Below are 16,089 nucleotides of genomic sequence, written 5' to 3' on the forward strand. Positions count from 1 at the left end.
GGGTTGCAGTCCTGCCGAAGGACAGGACTGCTTCGTGATCTGACTCGCCGTGATGTCTGAACGTAGCGCGCAGCGCGAAGAGAGTTTCACGGCGAACCCCGCAACCGCCACGACGCAGGCGCTGACATACGGGATTGGGGAGAAAGGCAGCCGCTCGCTGGCGCTGCGGCTCAGGGGGTTACTGTGCGCCGGTCCAGAACCTTGTCTATCAGGCCCCATTCGCGGGCTTCTTCTGCGGTCATGAAGCGGTCGCGGTCCAGGTCGCGTTCCACCTCTTCGTAGCTGCGGCCGCAGTGCTGGGCGTACAGGCGTGTCACGCGGTCCTTGGTGCGCAGCATTTCCTCGGCATGGATGCGGATGTCGGAGGCCTGGCCCTGCACGCCGCCCAGCGGCTGGTGCACGTGCAGGCTGGCGTTGGGCAGGGCCATGCGGTGGCCGGGCTCGCCGGCCATGAGCAGGAAGGAGCCCATGGACCGCGCCGTGCCCATGCACAGCGTGTGCACGGGTGACTTGATGAACTGCATGGTGTCGTACATGGCCAGGCCGCTGGTGATCACCCCGCCCGGCGAGTTGATGTAGAGGTGAATGGGCTTGTCGGGGTTCTCCGCCTCCAGGAACAGCAGTTGCGCGCAGACCAGGGCAGAGACCGCATCGTTGACCTCGCCGTTGAGAAAGATCACGCGGTCGCGCAGCAGGCGCGAGTAGATGTCGAAGGACCGCTCTCCGCGCGCCGACTGTTCGACAACCATGGGGACGAGCATCATCGATTCGCGCATGGGCGAACTCCTGTCTGTGGTGGTGAAAAAGAATGGGCTGCTGCCTTGCGCCGCATGCCCCGTTGCCCGGACAGTGCTTCAGGTCGCGTACATCAGGAAGCCGCCGTCGTTGGCCGCTTCCCTGGCGGGCTGCAGCCGCGCATCGGTCAGCACATGGACGATGCGCAGCAGCGTGCCGCCATCGGCGCCGGGGCTGATCTGCAGGTCCACCGTGCTTTCCAGAAAGGGCGGCTCCGCCTCGCGCAGCCGCAGGCGCAGTTCCTGCTGCGGCACCTGCAGCAGCGGCTCGGCATGCTCGGTGCCCGGCAGCCACTGCGCGCGCAGCTCGGGAATGCTCAGCGCGCGCCAGACCTTCTCGGGCGGGGCGTCCAGCGCGTACTCCTGCACCAGCTCGCGGGCCGCATCGCCGGTGTCCATATCGCTCATCTTGTTCATTGGTCCATGTCCTTGAGCAAGCCCTTGAGTGCATCCACGCGCTGCGGCCAGTAGGCGCGGTACTTCGCCAGCCAGCCCGCAATCAGCGCCAGCCCTTCGGGATCGACCTCGTAATGCATGAAGCGCCCCTGCCGCTGCTCGCTCACCAGCCCCGCGTTGCGCAGCACGGCCAGGTGCTGGGACATGGCCGACTGGCTGATCTCCATCCCCTCGCGCAGCGCGCTGGCATGCATGCTGCCAGCGGCCAGCTTCTCGAAGATGGAGCGGCGCGTAGGGTCGGCCAGGGCCTTGAAGATGTCGTTCTCGGGCATGGCGACACTTTAGCAACCACTTATTTCAAACGCAAGCCCCGCACGCCAATCCCGCCGCCACGCCCTCATCCGCAAACCGCTTGGCCGCCTTGAGCAGATAGCTCACGGCATAGAGGATGGGGTCATCCGCCTCGTCGCCATTCAGGTGGTCCACCACCTCGATGGCATATCCCAGGTCCACCGCCGTGTCGTGCAGCAGGCCCAGCAATTCCGCGTCCTGCGGCTCCAGCGACTGCGCCTGATCGGCCTTCACGTAGTAGATGCGCAGCAGGTCCCGGCAGACGCAATTGATGGCCGTGATGTTGTGGCGAGCGTGCAGGTCCAGCACATCCAGCGCGGCGCCCATGTGCAGGACGGCGTCGATGGCGAGGTCGTCGAGTTTGGGTTGGGGTGAGGTGATGAGGTTGTGTTCATCCATGGCGGCTCCCAGGGCTTGGATCATGTCGAACAACAGGCACACGGAAATCGACCGCGTGAAGCGCCGTTTCATTCTACGAATTTCGTAGAGACGAAATCAATACACCCTACGACTATCGTAGGATGCCTCCACGGACCAAGCCACCCTCCAGCCTATTTGGCAAACGCCTGCGCGAGGCAAGGCTGCGTACCGGGATGCCGCAGGATCAGTTGGGGGTTGCCGTCGGTCTTGATGAGACAACGGCAAGTGCTCGGATGAGCAGATATGAAACTGGCGTCCATGAGCCACCTCTGGATATTTCCAACCGGATTGCGCAAGTGCTGGGCGTGCCGACTGCCTACCTTTATTGCGAGGACGATGATCTTGCCGACGTGATCCTGGCATGGAGCAAGCTGGCTCGCGGCGGTCGGGCGCAGGCGAAAAAAGCTGTATTGGGTTTGGTGGCTGGGCGGTAGGGGTGAACGCCTGGGCAGCCGCTATGACGGGATGTCGGCAGGATTGGGCGGTAAGAGATTACTGGCTGCGTATCGATATCCTCGAGGGAGGCCGCTCTTCTCAGACGACAGCAAACGGCTATGAGAGGCCGCCCACGGCAAACTTCTGAGCGGCGGCTTCATGCTGGTTGCCAACGTTCAGCGTAGACAACTAGACGCCGGCTCTCGACCCGAGCCGCCATCCAGCTAGAAGCTCCAAAGTCGTCATTCAACCATGATGGCCAGAAAATCTTCGATTTCTGGCTCCACAAGGCTCGTGGATGCCTTAAGTCGGTCCATTTCACAAATATGTGCACCCATTGCACATAGGCTTGCTCAGTGAGCAGGCTATAGTGTTTATGACAGATTCACTCACGGACCTAGTCCAGCAACCGTGTGTCGCGCAACTCAGGAGGGGCGGGGGGGGTCATGACTGGATTTTGATCTGTACTTCCATATAAAATGCGCGGCATCGAGGTAAGCAGCAAGCCTCTTTCTGCGGTTTTTCGTGGCAATTCGGACTGCATGCGCCAGATATGGCCTGCGGTTTGGCACGGTCTACATTGCGTTAGGCCTATTGGAATTATTTACTATGACAGAACAGCGGATCGAGCCACACAAGGTTACAAAGCCTATCCAGTTGCTAGCAGCGTGGCTTGTCGGTCTGGTTCTTACCAATGTCAGCTTCTTAGTTGCTGCCGTACAACTTGGCGCTAATGACTGGGAACGTAGAGCATTAGTAATTTCCGCAATAGCAAATGTTCCTATATTTCTCCTGGCCTTGTTTGTACTTCAGACTCGCTTTAGAGCCGAATTGCAAGAAGATACCTACTATGCAGAGTACTTAAGCAAGAAAACAACAGCCGTCGTTCGTGTTGACAAGAATACAGCACAAGATACCAAAATTGATGTCCTTGAGCGAGATTTGGCCCGTTTAATAAACCACGCAAAAAATCAACCTTCACTAAACACACCCGACCCGATACCGGCCAACTCAGAAGCGCTGGACTGGTCTGATTGGTTGGTGGCATTAAACAAGATCCACCCTCGATTCAAAGAATTGCGTGAAGCACTCCGAGAAGCTGATATACCTCTGGCCGAAATATTCGGCAAAATTAATGATGGAGCGCCGTCGAAATGGATTATATCCATTAACCATCAATTGCCATTTTCTAACAAAATTCACCTACTTCGCACCATTATCCCATATGGATTTGATGGCATTCAATATTGGACACCTCAGCGTGAGGCAGGAGAAGACGAGGATGTCTACATTGGGAGTTATGGTGGCGACTCATATGCAAAAGTCACCATTGAACTGGAAGAGCTTCTAGAAAAAAATGTAGAAATAGTAGATCTCAAACATTACTATGCTCATAATAAAGTTATGGCAGAAAATGCGCATGAAGATGATTGAACTCACTTGTCAAGTGCGACACCATAGTTAACGTAATAGCTCGAGCATCCGCTACCAGCCTAACTGGTTGGTCAAGCCGACGTCAACAGCTACGCTATTGGTTTCCTTCGCGTCGCTCCGGCGCGGCTTACTGCGAGCATTAGAACTACTTATGGAACCGACTACGTACTTCAACCTTGAACTAAAAGACTGGTGGGTGGTCGCCGCCACAGTTCTCGGCCCCATCTTGGCCGTTCAGGCACAGAAGGCCATCGAGGCATATCGAGAAAGGCGCACACGGAAGGCTCGCCTGTTCGAGCAACTCATGGCCACGCGAGCATCTCGAGTATCAGGCGAGCACGTCCGAGCTCTCAACATGATTGACTTGGTCTTCTACGGCGAGCGAACCCTTAGTATTCAACGCCGCAGCAAGAAGGAACAACGCGTACTCGACGCTTGGAAAGAATATCTCGATCACCTAAACAATCGAGCAGATGACCATGCCATCCAGCACTGGGCAACACAAAGCGATGAACTATTCGTGAATCTTTTGTATGCCATTGCGGAAGACATTGGCTATGCGTTTGATCGGGTGCAACTCAAGAGAGGTGCATACACGCCGATCGCCCACGGTGAGATAGAGACTGAAAATGCCGAACTTCGCCGCGCTACGTTGTCATTGATTGCTGGTAAGCACGCATTGAAGATGGACGTAGTGGGTTTTCCGATCGATCAAGATGCACTCGCTGCAAACAAAGCGGCAATACAAAACGTCGGCAATGCCCTTGAAACTGGAGTGCTCCGAGTCGAGGTCAAAAAGGGTGGCGAGTAGTTCTAACCCTTCTATCGAGAGGATATGCCTCGGCAAGCCGCGTCACACCTCTCATGTCAAACGTTGAGCATCCGCTTTTACTCGCGGCCACCGGCACCGGCAGCTCTTGGCCGATAGTGCGCGTTCGACGGCCAAGTCTGGACGACAGCTATCGCTGCATAGCTGTCATCGGCACTAGCTGCGCAAATAGTGACTCAGGGTCGCCAGCCGACTGCTGGCCGGCAGCTTCAGGTTGATTGCGATCTGCGATCAGATGCGCAACGAGCGACAGCTACCGAGCCTGAACCTGCCCAGGGCAGTGATCCGAGCGTGCGCAGCCACGACGACCCCGACGCCATCGCCGGCAGCCCCATGGCAGACCTCGTGCCCTCCATGGCTTTAGCACCCCGCTTCCCGTCTTCTCGCACATGCCGGCAATGGCCCAGCAAGCCCCTGTTCTTTCTCAGTGACCAACGTGCCACACCTCGGTCTTGAGAGCGCCAAAACCAAAATGCCGCCATGACTGCACCCTCGGCCTCCCCCCCCCATTCCTTCGACAAACTTGCGCTTTCGCCTGCGACGCTCGCCAATCTTGAGCGGCTCGGCTACACCCGCGAGCAAGTGGGCAAGATCGACATCAACGAGTTCGCAACCCATGTGGCCGTGGACCGCAAGATTGCGCATGACGTGGTTGCCCGGCTCAATAGCGGGAAGATCAAGGGGCGAACGGTGAAGGCGCGGTTGCTCAAGGATTGAGGGGTTGCAGGCGCCGAGGCACGAGCGACGACAACGGGTCGTTTCGCGCCAGCCACGGCCCATTCATGGTTCGTTGGGATCAACGACCAATGATCGTCCTGGCTGCTCACCGGGTACGTCGTCCGCGCCCCCGCCTTGAAAGGGCAGGAAAGACCGGGCCTGTCATGACTGCGCGGCAGGGTTGGCCGCTTTGGCTTTTTCTGCAGACGGCTGCAGCCCATCGGCCAGCGCCACACCCAGCGCGTCAATGACCGCCCGCACGCCCGGCACGTTGCGGCGGTCGCGGTGATAGGCCAGGTACACCGGGCAGGACGGCAGTGGCGCGTCCACCTCCAGCCGTGCCAGGCCGGGCACGGCATGGGCCATGGCGTCGGGCAGCAGGCAGATGCCCTGACCTTGCTCCGTGGCCTCCTGGCGGGCCAGGTCGGAGCCGGATCGAAAGACGAATCGGGTGGCGCCCCGGCTGGCCAGCCACAGGTTGGAGGCGTCCTGCCGGCCGGTGGCCAGGTCCTGTCCCACGAAGTCGTGGCTGGCAAAGTCCTGCACGCGCAGGTGGCGACCCGGCAGGCGCTGCTCGACATAGCCGTGCGAGGCGTACAGGCCAAACGTCAGTTGCCCCGCCCATTTCTCCACCACCACGGCCGAGCTGGAGCGCCCGACCCTGAGCGCCACGTCCACTTCGCGCCGCCCGACATCCGTGAAGCGCGACTCCACGGCCACTTCGATATGCAGTCCGGGGTGCGCGCTTCTCAACTGCGAGAGCACGGCGGTAACGGGCTTCACGAAGCCCTCGCCCATGCTGACGCGGATGGTGCCGGTCAACGCATGGGCCTTCTCAGCGGGCCGGTCGTCGCGCTTGATGCCGCCCAGTCCCAGCTCGAATTGCTCAGCCAGCTCCACCAGCTCCATTGCATCGGGCTCGACCGTCGTCCCTGCGCTGCTGCGGTGTACCAGGGCGCGGCCCAGGGATTGCTCCAGCGCCTCGATGCGCCGCGCGACGGTGGAGGTGGACAGGCCCAGGGCCGCGCCTGCGGCAAGCAGGCTTTGGTGGCGGTGAAGCGCCAGGAGCACGCGCAGGTCATCCCAGGTGGTGGGCGGTTGGTTTTTCATGAATGCAAATCAGCTTACCAGCGCTGCCCATTCCCAGCCGGGCACCCCGTCGCAATACTCGAGTGCATGAAAACCCCTTTTGATTTCTCCCAGAAAACCGTCCTGGTGACCGGTGCCTCCATGGGCATCGGCGAAGTATTTGCCAGGGAGCTTGCCCGCCGTGGCGCCAAAGTCGTGCTGATCGCGCGCAGCCGCGACAGGCTCGAAAAGCTCGCCAGCGAATTGCCCGGCGCCGAATTCCTGGTGGAGGACCTGGCCGCACCCGGGGCGGCCCGGCGGGTCTTCGATGCCGTCAGCGCCAGGGGCCTGCTGCCGGATCTGCTGGTGAACAACGCGGGCTTCGGCACCCACGGCAGGTTTGATGAACTGGCGCTGGCCATGCAGCGGGAGGCCATCGATCTGAATGTGGGCGCCCTGGTGGAATTGACGCACCTGTGTCTCCCCGCACTGGAGCAGCGCCAGGGCGGCGTCATCAACATCGCCTCCACGGCAGCGTTTCAGCCGGTCCCGTACATGGCGGTCTACGCCGCGACCAAGGCCTTCGTCCTTTCGTTCAGCGAAGCGCTCTGGGCCGAGTACCGGCCGCGCGGCGTGCGCGTGCTGGCGTTGTGCCCGGGCGCTACCGACACGGCGTTCTTCGCCCGCGCCGGCGAGGCCGCATCCTTCGGGAAAAAAGCGTCCAGCGAAGACGTGGTTCGCCTCGGGCTGAAAGCCTTCGACGACAACCGCGCCTCGGTGGTGCACGGTTGCGCCAACTACCTGACGGCCCTGGGCGCCCGCGTTGCCACGCGCGAGTTCATGGCCCGGTTCACGGCGCGCGTGATGAGGCCTGCAGCGCAGCCGACTTGAAGACGACTGCCAAGAGACAGCGATAGAAAAAACCTGTCACCTCCTCAACCCTAGCCCAGCACGAGCCTTGCTAGCCTTGGCACATGCTGATCTCCGAACTCGCCCAGCTCACGGGCGTCTCCATTCACGCGCTGCGGCACTACGAGCGCGCGGGCCTGCTCAAGCCCCGGCGCCTGCCCAATGGCTACCGCGACTATCCGCGCTCGGCCCGGCGCGAGGTGGTGTTCATCGCCATGTCCCGCGCGCTGGGGTTCGGGCTGCCGCGCATTGCGGAGAACCTGCGCGCCTGGCGTGCGGGGCGCATAGGTCCCGGTGACCTGGCCGATGCCGTGCAGCAGCGCGTGCAGGAGATAGACGAGCAGATCGCCGCGCTGCAGGCCCAGCGCGCCCAGGCCCTGGACCATGTGCAGTGGCTGCGCGCCCGCCAAGCCGAGCGGGATCTGGCGCAGACGGCACCGGCCCCAGCCAGCCCCCCCGACAAACCCGCCGCGCCCTGGCCGCGCGTGCGCCGCGCCGCTTCACCCACCACCAAGGAGACAAGCCATGACTGAGCCGACCACCCACCCCACCCCATCCGCCCAGGCGCTGCAGAACGCCGTGCTGGCCATGCCCATGGCGCGCACCCTGGGCCTGCGCTTTGTGCGGGCCGAGCCCGGCGCCACCGAGCTGGAGATGCCCATTGCCGATGCCCTGTGCTTTCAGCCGGGCCAGTTGCAGGCCACGGCGATCTTTGCGCTGGGCGACTTTGCGGCGGTGTCGGCCGCAGGGTCACTGCTGCCTGCTGGCTGGGCCAATGCCACGGTGGACGGCAGCGTGAAGCTCTTCGCCCCCGCACGCGGCACCCATCTGCGGGCGCGCGGCCGCGTGGTGGATGCCGGCCGCGTGCTCAGCATCTGCGCAGCCGACCTGTACGCGGTGGCCGAGGATGGACATGAAACGCATTGCGCTACCTGGCTGGGGACGGCGCGCAATCTGGAGCCCAGGCCAGCGCGGGCCTGAGGGCGCTCCCGCCGCCTCCCCACCCCGTATGTCAGCGCCTGCGTCGTGGCGGTTGCGGGGTTGCAGTCCTGCCGAAGGACAGGACTGCTTTGTCAACTGACTTGCCGCAGTTGTTTGAGCGGCGCGCGAAGCGCAAAGCGAGTTCTGCGGCAAACCCCGCAACCGCCACGACGCAGGTTGCCCTCAGCGAAGCGGAGGGTCGCGGACATCCGGGTCGCCTTCTTTGACCTGACCTTTCTTGGCGAATCAAGAAAGGGCAGTCGGCCGCCGGGCCGAGACCCGGCCTCGAAAAGGAACCGCCCGGCAGGGTCAGAAAAACAGTTCCCAGGCGGACACCCTCTCTTTAAAAGCTCACCCCCGCAGCTTCGCCCGCCGAGCCTTCACCGCCGCAGCCAACTGCTCCAGCACAGGCACGGTCTGCTCCAGGCTGATGCAGGCATCGGTCACGGACACGCCATGCGCCAGCGGCTGGCCGTCCACGATGTCCTGCCGCCCTTCCTGCAGGTGGCTTTCGATCATCAGCCCCGTGATGCGGGCATCGCCACCGGCGATCTGCTGGGCCACGTCGGCCGCCACGTCGATCTGGCGACGGTGCTGCTTGCTGCTGTTGGCGTGGGAGACATCGATCATGACCTGCGGGCGCAGGCCTGCGCCTTCCAGCAGGGCGCAGGCGGCCTGCACATGCTCGGCGCCATAGTTGGGCTGCTTGCCGCCGCGCAGGATGACGTGGCAGTCGCCATTGCCGCGGGTCTCGAAGATGGCGGACTGGCCCATCTTGGTCATGCCCATGAAGGCGTGGGGCGCGCTGGCCGCCTGGATGGCGTCGCTGGCCACCTTGACGCCGCCGTCCGTGCCGTTCTTGAAGCCCACGGGGCATGACAGGCCGCTGGCCAGCTGGCGGTGGCTCTGGCTTTCCGTGGTGCGCGCGCCGATGGCGCCCCAGCTGACCAGGTCGCTGATGAATTGCGGCGACAGCAGGTCCAGGAATTCCGTGCCCACGGGCAGGCCCAGGGCCAGCACGTCCAGCAGCAGGGCGCGGGCCATTTCCAGGCCTTCGTTGATGGCGAAGCTGCCGTCCAGGTGCGGGTCGTTGATGTAGCCCTTCCAGCCCACGGTGGTGCGGGGCTTCTCGAAGTAGACGCGCATGACCACGAGCAGCTCGCCGGCCAGGGCGTCGGCCTGGGCCTTGAGCTGGCGCGCATAGTCCATGGCCTGGTCGTGGTCGTGGATGGAGCAGGGTCCGACGACGACGATGAGCCGGTCGTCCCGGCCCTGCAGCACGTCCGAGATGGCGGCGCGGCTGGTTTCCACCAGTTGCTGCGCGGCTTCGGGCGCGGGCAGCCATTCCTGCAGCAGGGCCGGGGTGATCAGGGGGCGCACGGCCTTGATGCGCAGGTCGTCGATGCGGGTGGTGTCGTGCGTGCTCAGGGGCACGGCACTGCGTTGTACGTGGGTGGGGGTGGTCATGGCGCTATTGTCGCGCCTTGAGGTTTCCCGACCGGGGCGGGGCAAGTGGCTTGCCCGCCCCTTGGCATCGACTTACTGAGCCGCCGCTGCAGGTGCCGGTGCCGGTGCCGCTGCAGGCGCGGACTCTGGCACGGCCGGCACAGCGGCCGGTGCCGCGCCGTACTGCCAGCCGGCGGGCAGCAGGCCATCGACCCAGTGCAGGCGCCAGGCCATCAGCGCCAGCAAGGCCACCACGGCCAGCGCCACCAGGGTGTTGCGCAGGCCGTTGCCTTCCGCATAGGGGTCGCCCGCCGTGCGCCGTGCACCCACCGGCACCTTGGCGGTCTGCGACAGGCTGCGGCCCAGCGGCAGGTTGATGCGCATGCGGCCGTTGATGGCCCAGCCGCTGGCGTCCAGGATGGGCCCCAGGCTGCGCTGGCGCAGCTTGAGCCAGGCAATCATCATGCTGGGCCCGGAGATGGCCGCGATGAGGCCGACCAGGGCCACGGGAATCCAGGGCCCCAGGTCGATGAACTTGCCGAAGATGCCCACCAGCACGGCGCTGATGGAGCCCAGGGCCACGCCCAGGGCGGCCACGGTGCCCACATCAGTCTTGCGCGATGCGGCCGCAGCCGTGGCGGCTGTGGCGTTGGCCGCAGCGGTGCCGGGCGCCGTGACCAGCTGGCCGGCCTGCGTGCCCAGGCTGGCGGTCACGCCCTCTTCCTTGGCCGAGGCGCGCTTGGCCACCTGTTCCTCCACCATGCGCAGGAATTTCTTGTAGGGCAGGAAGAAGGCCTGGCCGATGCTGGTGGGGTTCTCGATGAGCTTGACGATGGTGGCGTCCCAGTCGTTGCCCGCGCGGTCATAGAACACGCCGTTGCGGCCGACGAAGAGAAAGTCCACATCGCCCGCCGTGAAGGCCGCGACGATGGCTTTCTTCTTGCCCTCGCGCCGCAGCTCGCAGTAGGCCAGGCAGGTCTTGGCACGGCCGGCCAGCGCGGCGTGGGCGGCGGTGTCGCTCACTTCCACGGTCAGGTCGCAGCTGCGCGCATCCAGGTAGAGCGTGCCGGCCTGGAAGGCCGCGCCCTCGCGCCGGTAAAAGAGGCTGAACGAGACGAAGTTGTTGAGCAACACCAGCAGGTCGCGCTGCAGGCGGATGAGCTTTTCCAGCGCCACGGCCTGCAGGCTGTGTTCCTTCTCGGACTCGTCCTGGGCGATGAGGTCCAGCAGCGCGGCTTCCTGCCCGCCGTCCAGCAGCGCCTGCACCTCCTGTTGCGACAGGGCATCGAGCGGCGTGGCGGGCCGGGCCGCCAGCCATTGGCGGCAGGGCTGCAGGGCGGCCTTGACCTGCTCCCACTGCGCGGCGGTGATCTCCTGCAGGTCTTCGCCCAGCACGGGCTGCACGGCCTGCTCGCGCAGGGCCTGCAGCGCGCCGGCCCAGGCGGGGTTGACGCCCTGGGCCAGCGGCAGCGCGCGGTCGGCCGCCACGGCGGCCAGCGGCAAGGCGGCAATGGCCTGGGCGCCACTGTCCAGCACCTCACGGCCCAGGGCGGCATAGCCTTCGATGGAGGGGTTGAGCGGGTCCTGCGCGCGCGTGTCGAAGGCGGCCAGCCGCGTGCGTGCGAAGAAGTCGTCCACCTTGGCCTGCACCGCGTCCACGGCGCGGGCCGCGGCCAGGGCCTGGTCGCGCTCGGCAATGCCGCAGCCCAGGGCCTCGGCGCCCGCATGCCAGTCGCGCAGGGAACGCAGGTCAGCATAGAAGGACTCGGCCTGCTTGCGTGCGATGCCGGCCACGCCATCGGCGCCCGCCGCCGTGCCATAGGCCTTGCCGATGCGCTCGACCAGCGCGGCCAGCGCCTTGTCGTCCCCGGCGGTGGCGGGGCTGACGATGCCGTCGCCATTGAAGCGCATGGCCGCCAGGGAGGCCAGGCGCTCGCGCACCTGGGCCAGGCTCAGCGCGGCGCCGCCGGCCTGGCCGGACAGGGCCAGCATGCGCTCGGCCTCGGCATGCAGCAGGGCGCCCTGCTCGCTGTCGCGCTCCAGGCTGGACAGTTGCAGCACGTCGCCGCCATCGGCCAGCACCTGGGGATCACGCACGCGCGCCACGGCCCATTGGCAGGCGGCAATCAGTTCGGGCGGGCGAATGCGGCCGTCCTTGTCCTCGTCGATCAGGTCCAGCGTGTCGCTGTCGAACTCGATGCCGCGCGTGGGGCAGGCCAGGGCCACCCACAGCTTCTGGTCCAGCTCGCCGATGTGCGCAATGTCCTGCCCGGTGCGGATGACCACCTGGTCCACTCCACCGGCGCGAAAAAACTCCCAAGCATGTTGCTGCTGCATGAAATACCCAACGGCCGCTCTGGCCAACATTCAAAAAACGAAAACGAAAAACCGAAAAAGGGCCGCAGTTTAAAAGTCATTCGGCCTGCTCAATTGAAGACATTTGTCAACGATGGGCGTCAGCACAGGCTGTCAGGGCTGGCGCTTTGTGTGAAAATAAAAGCACTGAATAGATACTTTATTGCCTCCATGCCCTCCAACTCCACCGCATCGGCCCCTCAACAAGGCCGGGACAAGCTGCACCTGCAGCTGGCGCGGCTGTTCCGCAGCAAGGTGTCCACGGGCGCCTGGCCCGTAGGCAGCGCCATTCCCACGGTGCAGGAGCTGGAGGCGCTGCATGGCGTGTCGCGCACCACGGTGCGCATGGCACTGGGCGCCCTGGTGGCAGAGGGCCTGCTGCTCACGCGCAAGCGCGGCGGCACGCGGGTGATTGCGGCGCCCTACAAGCCGCCGTCCTTCCTGCTGCCCACCAGCTGGAAGGAGCTGGTGGCCTTTGGCGCCCACATCGGCCAGATCACCCTGCACACCGGGCGCGACTGCCTGCCGCCGATTCCCGAAGGCTTCCCCGACGTGGGCCGCATGGCCCCCGCCTACGTGCACCTGCTGCGCGTGTACGACCATGACGCGGCGCGGTTCTGCCTGTCGCAGCTGTACCTGGAGCAGCAACTGTTCCCCGAGATCGAGGCCCAGCTGGAGCGCAGCTCCCTGGCCGTGGCCCTGAGCAGCGACCCCTCGCGCATTGCCGTGGCGCGCCAGCACCTGAGCGTGGCGCCGGCCGACGAACTGGCCGCCGAGCACCTGGGCGTGGCCCTGGGCACGCCGCTGATGCAGGCGCTGCGCTGGGCATGCAATGCCGACGGGCTGCTGATCTACTGGGCGCGGGTGCGCTTTCTCAGCGAGTACGTGCATATGGAAATGGATCTGCTGAAATGAACCCCACCCCCTCCTCCCCGGCTTGCCGCCCGCATGTGGGCCGCGTGGCCTGGATCACCGGCTCGACCAGCGGCATCGGCCTGGCCGTGGCGCGCCATCTGGCCAGCGAGGGCGCAGCCATCGCGCTGCATGGCCAGGCCGCCGCATCGGCCGAGACCGATGCACTGGTGCGCGAGATCGCCCAAACGCATGGCGTGCCGGTGCGCCACTACGGCCTGGACCTGCGCGACGCCAGCGCCATCGCCCCGCTGGCCCGGCGCATTGCGGCCGAGCTGGGGCCCATCGACATCCTGGTCAACAACGCAGGCATGCAGCATGTGAGCCCGCTGCTCGAATTCCCGGCCGGCAAGTGGGACGAGCTGCTGGCCGTCAATCTCTCGGCGCCCTTCCACGCCATCCAGGCCTGCGCGCCGCAGATGCTGGAGCGCGGCTGGGGCCGCATCATCAATATCGCCTCGGTCAGCGGGCTGGTGGGCGTGGCGCGCAAGCCGGCCTATGTGGCCAGCAAGCACGGGCTGATCGGGCTGACCAAGTCGGTGGCGCTGGAGTTCGCCACCACGCCCGTGACCTGCAACGCCATCTGCCCCGGCTGGGTGCTGACGCCACTGGTGCAACGACAGATCGATGCGCTGGCAGCGCGCGAAGGGCTGGATGCCGAAGCGGCGGCGCGCCAGCTGCTGGGCGCCAAGCAGCCCTCCCAGGCCTTCGTGACCGTGGAGCAGGTGGCGGCGCTGGCCGGTTTCCTGGCCAGCGAGCAGGCCGCCCAGGTGCGCGGCGCACACTGGAACATGGACGGCGGCTTTGCCGCTGCCTGAGCCGGCCACGCCTCGCCCTGCCCCGCCAAACCCCTTTTCATACCAACGACAGACAAACCCAACCAGGAGAGACAGATGTCCTTGAACGAAACCCATGACGCAGGTCTGCGCAGCTGGGTGGCCTCGGCCAATACCGGCGCCAGCGACTTCCCCATCCAGAACCTGCCGTTTGCGGTGTTCCGCCGCGCAGGCAGCCAGGAGGCCTGGCGCGGCGGCGTGGCCATTGGCGACCAGGTGCTGGACCTGGCGCGTGCCAGCGCCCTCAAGGCGCTGGGCGATGCCGTGCAGCCGCAGCTGGAAGCCGCTTCGCAACAGCGCCTGAACGGCTTCATGGCCATGGGACCGGCCGCCTGGTCGGCCCTGCGCCTGGCGCTGTCGCGCGCGCTGCGCGAAGGCGCTGCCGCGCAGGCGGCCCTGCAGGATTGCCTGGTGGCCCAGTCCGACGTGGAGTACACGGTGCCGGCCCAGGTCGGCGACTACACGGACTTCTATACCTCGGTGCACCACGCCACCAACGTCGGCAAGCTGTTCCGCCCGGACAACCCGCTGATGGAAAACTACAAGTGGGTGCCGATTGGCTACCACGGCCGTGCGTCCAGCCTGCGCGTGTCGGGCGTGGACTTCCGCCGCCCCATGGGCCAGCTGAAGGCGCCCGACGCCGCCGCACCCGCGCTCAAGCCCTGCGCACGCCTGGACTATGAGCTGGAGATGGGCATCTACACCGGCGCGGGCAACGCCTGGGGCGAGGCGATTTCCATGGACGAGGCAGAGAACCACATCTTCGGCCTGTGCCTGCTCAACGACTGGTCGGCGCGCGACATCCAGGCCTGGGAGTACCAGCCGCTGGGCCCCTTCCTGTCGAAGAACTTCGCCACCACGGTCTCGCCCTGGGTCGTGACGCTGGAGGCGCTGGAGCCCTACCGCACGGCCTTCACGCGGCCCGCCGCCGATCCCCAGCCCCTGCCCTACCTGAGCTCGGCCGCCAATTCCGAGCGCGGCGCGTTCGACGTGCAGTTGAGCGTGGCGCTGGAGACCGGCCGCATGCGCGCCGAAGGCCAGGCCGCCCAGCAGATCACCCACACCAGCTACCGACACGCCTACTGGACCATGGCCCAGCTGGTGGCCCACCACAGCGTCAACGGCTGCGACCTGCAGCCCGGCGACCTGCTGGGCACGGGCACGCTGTCCGGCCCCACCTCCAGCGAGGCCGGTGCGCTGCTGGAGCTGACCGAAGGCGGCAAGAAGCCCGTGGCCCTGGCCAATGGCGAGAGCCGCACCTTCCTGCAGGATGGCGATGCCGTGATCCTGCGCGGCTGGTGCGAGAAGCCGGGCGCCGCGCGCATCGGCTTCGGCGAGTGCCGCGCCACCGTGCTGCCCGCGCGCCAGGCCTGATGGCAAAGGCAGATCGATCGGGGCCGATGGAGCGGCCCGATTGATCTGCGCGATTGATCTGCGCGATTGATCTGCGCGATTGATCTGCCCGATTGATTCACCCGATCGATCCGCCCGAATGTCGTGATTCCGACAGCCATGAGTGCATGACACAATTGCTGACATGCCCGCCCCATCGGAAGACGCCATCTCAGCACCTCCCGCCACCATCGACTTCGGAAGGCAGGCGGCCCCTGCCCGGCAGGAGCCCGCCTTTGCCGAGCCCGGCAGTGCCAGCAGGCCCGACACGGCCGACTCTCCCAAGAGCCCCAGCAAACTGCCGCCCTCGATAGCCAGCGCCTTCGCTGCCGCAGCCTATGCGCTGCAGCACGGCGATGACGCCGCTGCCCCCAACGAGCGGGCAGGCGCCGGCGCACATGCCGGCGTCACCAGCTTCACGGGCGGACAGGGCACCGGCCTGATGCCGGGCCTGTACGCCAGCCTGATTGGCGAACCCTCGCGCGACTACTACCTGCGCCTGTTCGAGCGCTTCGACGCGCTGGGCAAGCCCTTGCCTACCTGGAACCTGGCCGCAGGCCTGTTCACCCTGCCATGGTGCGGGCTGCGCGGGCTGTGGCAAGAGGGTGGCCTCTATGCGCTGGCCGCCGGCGGCACGGGCCTGGTCTGGGGCCTGCTGCTGCGCCCCGCGCTGGGCCTGCCCCCGGCGATTGCCCACGGCATCGATGCCACGCTGATCCTGCTGGCCATTGCCATTCCCGGCCTGGGCGCCAATGCCCTGTACTGGCACCATGTGCGCCGCCACACGCTGCAAGCCATTGGCGAGGCCCCCAAC

General features: G+C 65.4%; 16 protein-coding genes and 2 pseudogenes. 11 read left to right on the forward strand and 7 right to left on the reverse strand.

What is annotated here, in order from left to right; translation table 11 throughout:
• Nucleotides 1–170 precede the first annotated feature (170 nt).
• The 4 genes from BW39_RS28085 to BW39_RS28100 form a co-directional block, all read right to left on the reverse strand.
• Entirely contained in the window at nt 171–776 is a 606-nt protein-coding gene (locus BW39_RS28085) for an ATP-dependent Clp protease proteolytic subunit (RefSeq protein WP_013803771.1), read from the reverse strand.
• Between the two features lie 78 nt (nt 777–854).
• On the reverse strand, nt 855–1,211 hold the full coding sequence (locus tag BW39_RS28090) for an SRPBCC family protein (RefSeq protein WP_043825503.1): 357 nt from the start codon (nt 1,209–1,211) through the stop codon (nt 855–857).
• Nucleotides 1,208–1,522 carry an ArsR/SmtB family transcription factor gene (locus BW39_RS28095; protein WP_043825505.1) on the reverse strand — a complete coding sequence of 105 codons (315 nt, stop codon included), beginning with the start codon at nt 1,520–1,522 and terminating at the stop codon, nt 1,208–1,210. The genes BW39_RS28090 and BW39_RS28095 overlap by 4 nt, the downstream gene beginning before the upstream one ends.
• 25 nt (nt 1,523–1,547) lie before the next feature.
• Nucleotides 1,548–1,940, reverse strand: coding sequence for a hypothetical protein (locus BW39_RS28100; protein WP_043825522.1), 393 nt, complete (start codon nt 1,938–1,940; stop codon nt 1,548–1,550).
• A gap of 122 nt (nt 1,941–2,062) precedes the next feature.
• On the opposite strand from BW39_RS28100, the gene BW39_RS30725 reads away from it, so the two are divergent.
• From BW39_RS30725 to BW39_RS28115, 4 genes and pseudogenes are all read left to right on the forward strand, one after another.
• Complete coding sequence (locus BW39_RS30725) at nt 2,063–2,395, forward strand: helix-turn-helix domain-containing protein (protein ID WP_034391018.1); 333 nt, start codon at nt 2,063–2,065, stop codon at nt 2,393–2,395.
• 610 nt (nt 2,396–3,005) lie between these two features.
• Nucleotides 3,006–3,830, forward strand: a complete 825-nt coding sequence (locus tag BW39_RS31435; protein ID WP_152547336.1) for a hypothetical protein — start codon at nt 3,006–3,008, stop codon at nt 3,828–3,830.
• Between the two features lie 151 nt (nt 3,831–3,981).
• Nucleotides 3,982–4,641: a DUF6680 family protein gene (locus BW39_RS28110; protein WP_200871554.1), complete on the forward strand. Its 660-nt coding sequence runs from the start codon at nt 3,982–3,984 to the stop codon at nt 4,639–4,641.
• 579 nt (nt 4,642–5,220) lie between these two features.
• A pseudogene (locus tag BW39_RS28115) lies at nt 5,221–5,376 on the forward strand (DbpA RNA binding domain-containing protein); the annotation flags it as partial.
• A 162-nt stretch (nt 5,377–5,538) separates the two neighbouring features.
• Here BW39_RS28115 and BW39_RS28120 read toward each other — a convergent pair.
• Nucleotides 5,539–6,486: a LysR family transcriptional regulator gene (locus BW39_RS28120; protein ID WP_043825509.1), complete on the reverse strand. Its 948-nt coding sequence runs from the start codon at nt 6,484–6,486 to the stop codon at nt 5,539–5,541.
• A 66-nt stretch (nt 6,487–6,552) separates the two neighbouring features.
• Between BW39_RS28120 and BW39_RS28125 the strand changes: the two genes are divergently transcribed.
• From BW39_RS28125 to BW39_RS28135, 3 genes are all read left to right on the forward strand, one after another.
• Nucleotides 6,553–7,335 carry an SDR family NAD(P)-dependent oxidoreductase gene (locus BW39_RS28125; protein WP_043825510.1) on the forward strand — a complete coding sequence of 261 codons (783 nt, stop codon included), beginning with the start codon at nt 6,553–6,555 and terminating at the stop codon, nt 7,333–7,335.
• Nucleotides 7,336–7,418: 83 nt separating this feature from the next.
• Nucleotides 7,419–7,886 (forward strand): MerR family DNA-binding transcriptional regulator, encoded by a 468-nt coding sequence (locus tag BW39_RS28130; protein WP_043825511.1) that lies wholly within the window; start codon nt 7,419–7,421, stop codon nt 7,884–7,886.
• A complete protein-coding gene (locus BW39_RS28135) occupies nt 7,879–8,334 on the forward strand; it encodes a PaaI family thioesterase (protein ID WP_043825513.1) in 456 nt (151 codons plus the stop codon). Before BW39_RS28130 ends, BW39_RS28135 begins: the two co-directional genes overlap by 8 nt.
• Before the next feature lie 351 nt (nt 8,335–8,685).
• On the opposite strand, the gene BW39_RS28140 is transcribed toward BW39_RS28135, so the two are convergent.
• Together BW39_RS28140 and BW39_RS28145 are read right to left on the reverse strand one after the other, a co-directional pair.
• Entirely contained in the window at nt 8,686–9,801 is a 1,116-nt protein-coding gene (locus BW39_RS28140) for a 3-deoxy-7-phosphoheptulonate synthase (protein WP_043825515.1), read from the reverse strand.
• 72 nt (nt 9,802–9,873) lie between these two features.
• Nucleotides 9,874–12,117 carry a hypothetical protein gene (locus tag BW39_RS28145; RefSeq protein ID WP_043825516.1) on the reverse strand — a complete coding sequence of 748 codons (2,244 nt, stop codon included), beginning with the start codon at nt 12,115–12,117 and terminating at the stop codon, nt 9,874–9,876.
• A gap of 189 nt (nt 12,118–12,306) precedes the next feature.
• Here BW39_RS28145 and BW39_RS28150 point away from each other — a divergent pair, with 189 nt between their 5' ends.
• The 4 genes and pseudogenes from BW39_RS28150 to BW39_RS28165 all read left to right on the forward strand — a co-directional run.
• Nucleotides 12,307–13,050 (forward strand): GntR family transcriptional regulator, encoded by a 744-nt coding sequence (locus BW39_RS28150; RefSeq protein ID WP_043825517.1) that lies wholly within the window; start codon nt 12,307–12,309, stop codon nt 13,048–13,050.
• Nucleotides 13,047–13,865: a 3-hydroxybutyrate dehydrogenase gene (locus tag BW39_RS28155; RefSeq protein ID WP_043825518.1), complete on the forward strand. Its 819-nt coding sequence runs from the start codon at nt 13,047–13,049 to the stop codon at nt 13,863–13,865. The genes BW39_RS28150 and BW39_RS28155 overlap by 4 nt, the downstream gene beginning before the upstream one ends.
• Nucleotides 13,866–13,940: 75 nt before the next feature.
• On the forward strand, nt 13,941–15,257 hold the full coding sequence (fahA, locus tag BW39_RS28160) for a fumarylacetoacetase (RefSeq protein WP_043825519.1): 1,317 nt from the start codon (nt 13,941–13,943) through the stop codon (nt 15,255–15,257).
• Nucleotides 15,258–15,420: 163 nt separating this feature from the next.
• Nucleotides 15,421–16,089 (forward strand): annotated as a pseudogene (locus tag BW39_RS28165) (DUF2628 domain-containing protein); the annotation flags it as partial.

The organism is Delftia sp. RIT313 (assembly GCF_000632165.1).
Classification (GTDB): Bacteria; Pseudomonadota; Gammaproteobacteria; order Burkholderiales; family Burkholderiaceae_C; genus Comamonas; species Comamonas acidovorans.